The sequence below is a fragment of the Anaeromassilibacillus sp. An200 genome, from assembly GCF_002160025.1.
GTDB lineage: Bacteria > Bacillota > Clostridia > Oscillospirales > Acutalibacteraceae > Caccousia > Caccousia stercoris.
In genome coordinates, this window is sequence record NZ_NFJU01000089.1 from 1 (window position 1) to 3,903 (window position 3,903).

4 protein-coding genes are annotated in these 3,903 nt (G+C 45.6%); 3 read left to right on the forward strand and 1 reads right to left on the reverse strand.

The annotated features are described in order from the left end of the window. Positions 1-178: 178 nt before the first annotated feature. Positions 179-607: a sigma-70 family RNA polymerase sigma factor gene (locus B5F35_RS17680; protein ID WP_087242949.1), complete on the reverse strand. Its 429-nt coding sequence runs from the start codon at positions 605-607 to the stop codon at positions 179-181. 896 nt (positions 608-1,503) lie between these two features. Here B5F35_RS17680 and B5F35_RS17685 point away from each other — a divergent pair. From B5F35_RS17685 to B5F35_RS17695, 3 genes are all read left to right on the forward strand, one after another. Next, entirely contained in the window at positions 1,504-1,914 is a 411-nt protein-coding gene (locus tag B5F35_RS17685; RefSeq protein ID WP_087242951.1) for an RNA polymerase sigma factor, read from the forward strand. Positions 1,915-2,017: 103 nt separating this feature from the next. Further along, complete coding sequence (locus tag B5F35_RS17690) at positions 2,018-3,082, forward strand: DUF4367 domain-containing protein (RefSeq protein ID WP_087242952.1); 1,065 nt, start codon at positions 2,018-2,020, stop codon at positions 3,080-3,082. Positions 3,083-3,184: 102 nt separating this feature from the next. After that, positions 3,185-3,739 (forward strand): hypothetical protein, encoded by a 555-nt coding sequence (locus tag B5F35_RS17695; RefSeq protein WP_087242954.1) that lies wholly within the window; start codon positions 3,185-3,187, stop codon positions 3,737-3,739. Positions 3,740-3,903 lie beyond the last annotated feature (164 nt).

Consider the following 3,903-nt stretch of genomic DNA (forward strand, 5'->3'; position numbering starts at 1 on the left):
GCTGCGATGGTTTTTCATGAGGCATTGAAAACCTGTTTGTCAAGGTACACGCCCTCGCTACTTATTTTCGTAGCAAGGTACACGCCCTCGCTACTTATTTTCGTAGCAAGCTGCTATCAGAGCAGATGATAAAACTCTGCTTCTGATAACCATGACCAATATCAAGGGAAAGTTCCGCCTACCCAAGAATTTTTTTCAGATTTCCGGCAAGGCTCTTTAGCCCACGCTGTATGCTTTCCGTAATCCGGCTTTTACTAACTCCTTCTGTGCGTGCAATTTCAGTAATGGTCATCCCCAAGTAATACCGGGCGTAGATTCGCTTAGCTTGCAGATCTGGCAGAGACATCACAGCGGCATACACCTGTTCTTTGAGGAAATTGTTCTCCAGAATCATCTCCGGTGTCAGTGGCCTTGCAAGGGAATTGTGTTCAATGCCATCTCCCCGATCCAGGGAATAATGGGCTTTATAGCGATACCTTTGGCGGTTATAGGCTGCCTCGGCGCGCTGGGCAGATTGAAAAGCAGCTTGTATCTCGTCAGAGACTTCTACAAAGGTATCCTCTTTATAAACATCTGGATATAGGTCTCGAAGATTGATTTGCTTCATTATGTACCTCCTGTTCGATTCACAGACAGCTGATAGGTCAAGTGAATCGAACAGGGGCGGAGAACGACATCGGCAAAATGCGCGGGATTTCCACAAATAACGACAAACAAAAACGCCAGTCTCCCAAGCCGGGAAACTGGCGTTAATCTGTGTATGGTCAACTTCTAATTGGACAATTAAAAAGTTGCTGAGTGGAGCGGAGCATTTTCGTAAAAGTAAAAAATTCCTCTGATTTTGTCGATATTTTGCTTGCACCATGGCGGCCACCTTTGCAGACCGCCGAACATCATACCATTAGAAGAATGTCATCCCATTTAAGGTAAACAGAATGGCAGCCTTTATTGTCCTTATAAGCATTGTCTCATCCTAACCACTGGAAATAAAAATTCGTGCCGCACAAAAATTTATGGTAAGAGGACTCACCTGCAAACTTTTAGCTTGACAGCGAACACCCCTATCTTTTTACCCGTTGATCTACATTCCAGAAGCCTGTTGCACATAATTTTAAGAAATAGTGTCCAAAAATAGATTTTCGTGTCACTAATAATGATAAACAGGAAAAAAGATGTGTCAGGTTATATCTCATAACGCTCAATACTGCACATTTTGGACACACAAAATCTAATTATGTTGAAATGGCTATGGTTCAAGTCGATTTATATAAAAAATGCAGCCCCCATCAGGAGCCGCACATAATAGCAGATATGTTGTTTTGAGGGGATTGTCCAGATTTTTCAAAGACAAAACGGGATTAAAACATAAAACAGATACAGACCCCTTGGCGGCTGTATCTTTGAGTCCAGGATACTCCCACATGACCATCAAGCTGCTCTTTACTTGTGTAAAGTGAACCTTGCATGATATAATCAAAGACATAGCGACCGGGGGTATATACCATGATAATCTATTTGCAAATGATTGATACTCCAGAAGATCGCTCAAAGTTTGAGCAAATCTATCTGGAGTATCGCGGCCTTATGTTTCATGTGGCCAACGAGATTTTACATAACGAACAGGATGCTGAGGATGCCGTTCATCAGGCATTTCTCAATGTGGCAGAAAATATGAAAAAAATCGGAGAGCCGAAGTGTCCAAAAACCAAGGGCTATGTCGTTACGATTGTTGAGAACAAAGCAATCGACTTGTATAGGCGGCATAAGAGACACCAAATGCTTGAACTGAACGACACTGTTCAGGGTATCCAGGTGATTTATGAGGGGGAAAACACTCTGACAGCCTGTATCCTGAAGCTCCCTGCACGGTATCGTGAAGTGATCCTGCTCCGGTATGTCCAGGGTATAGTGTGAAGGAGATGGCGTCTATTCTGGGGTTGTCATTTGCCGCAGCGTCAAAACTCGATCAACGTGCCAAGGCCAGATTAAAAGACCTATACGAAAAGGAGGGCAAGTTGTGATTACCGAGGAGATGCTGAAAGCAGCAGCTGTTGAGGCTGACCAAGTTATGTTGGATTCGCTTCCTGCTCCTGAAGAATGTGAGCATGAGTTTTCAAATTCGTTCCAAAAAAAGATACGCCGGATCTCCCGCAGGGCAAACCATCCGGTGCTTTATAAGTTTGCAAAAAGTGTAGCGTGCTTTGTTCTGGCGGTTATCCTGACCGGCGGCGCATGGTTGACAGTCGATGCAGAGGCAAGGGAGGCTTTTATTCGCTGGATAAAAGAAACATATAGTACATACTCCGTGTATCATTTTGAGGGAACAGATTCCGGGACGCAGACTTCCGAAGGGCAGTCCTCGGAAGAAGAAATTTCCCCGAAATATTCCCTGTCCTGGATTCCGGACGGCTATACAGAATGGGCAACAAATACCATAGGTAATTGCATTTGCGAAACATATGTCAATGAAAGCGGGGAATTGCTGAAATTTAATTATCAACCCAGCGTTGATTCGTCCTATTGGTTCATTGACACATCCACCAGCACACAGCAGCGCGTCTATGTGGGAGATGTCCCCGCAGATTTTTACCTCTCCAACTCCCCGGATGTTGGAAGTTCAATCGTTTGGACGTCTCCAGATGGAGAAACGGCCTTTTATTTGTCAGGCTTTTTCAGCAAAGAGGAGCTGATTGACATGGCAGAAAATGTGCGGCCGTCTGATGCGGAACAAATGGAAAATTATGCGCCGACATGGCTGCCGGAAGGGTATGAGGAAACCAAGCAGACGGATCTCCCTATTCTCAAAAACGTGGTTTATACGAACGCCGACGGCCAGATGATCTCATTCTCCTGCACCTATGGAGAGAATGGTGGAGACACAGTTTATATTGATGACTATCGCTGTGTTTCTACGGTTCAGGTTGGACAGGTGCAGGCGGACTTCTATCAGGCCTCCCAGGCAGGAGAAGGCAATGCGCTGGTGTGGCACCCTGATGGAGACGATGTGCTATTTTGCATCATTTCCTCTTTGCCGGAGGATGTCCTCATCACCATCGCGGAGAGTGTTGAAATCGTAGATTGACGAAGCTGGATAATGGCCTAGTTACTGTTAAAAGTTTTCAATTTTCGCCGATAGTATTGATAAAGGAGCCTATATAGGAATTGGATAAAGGAGGGAGTACAGATGCAAATTGGTGGATTAAGAACCAGCGAAGCAGCCAAGTGGGGCGAGACGCCGCAAATTCAGATGTCCGCTCAAAAGCAGGCTGAAAATGCCATGACTGACCGCTATATTTTAGGGATTCAAGAGCAGGCCAAAAAAGACGCCAAGGCTGGCGTCTATATGTCGGAAGATTATGTGCAGTACAGTCTTTCCCACATGAGAAGGACAGTCTCCCCCAACCGTTCCAAGCCAGTTGCACAAGCCGCTGCCTATATTCAGAAAGCGTCGAGCCGGTATGGCACACTTTTGGCAAGGCTGATTGGGGGATATTCCATGAAAGCCTATGTTGGAGGGCTTCATCCCACCGCCGAAGTATATGCGCCGAATGGAGAAATGATCGCTGCTCAAACTTGTGACGGCAGTTGGATTGAGATTCAGACCAAGGCAGAAACCAAGTTAATAGATGCTTCCACCGACATATATGCGAAGGCGTATAGTGCGGCCCGTGCAGAAATGAAAGCAGCCGCCCAGGTTCCTATGGAAGGCACCGCAACCAGTGTGGATATTCGAGCATAAGCAGACTTCAAACAGTGTTCTTATCCAACTTCTTTTTTCCAGCTACTCATATCTGTGTAAGCGTAAAATCTAATCACACCTTGTTCCAATATGTGTAATATGAAACAATACCTCCGTGTAGTGTCAGACAGTGCATGGTAGTGTCGTACACTGCCAGCGAAGCG

Excerpts from the sequence above, each read along its gene's own strand:
- B5F35_RS17680 (WP_087242949.1), bottom strand. The coding sequence starts at position 607 with ATGAAGCAAATCAATCTTCGAGACCTATATCCAGATGTTTATAAAGAG.
- B5F35_RS17685 (WP_087242951.1), top strand. The coding sequence starts at position 1,504 with ATGATAATCTATTTGCAAATGATTGATACTCCAGAAGATCGCTCAAAG.
- B5F35_RS17695 (WP_087242954.1), top strand. The coding sequence starts at position 3,185 with ATGCAAATTGGTGGATTAAGAACCAGCGAAGCAGCCAAGTGGGGCGAG.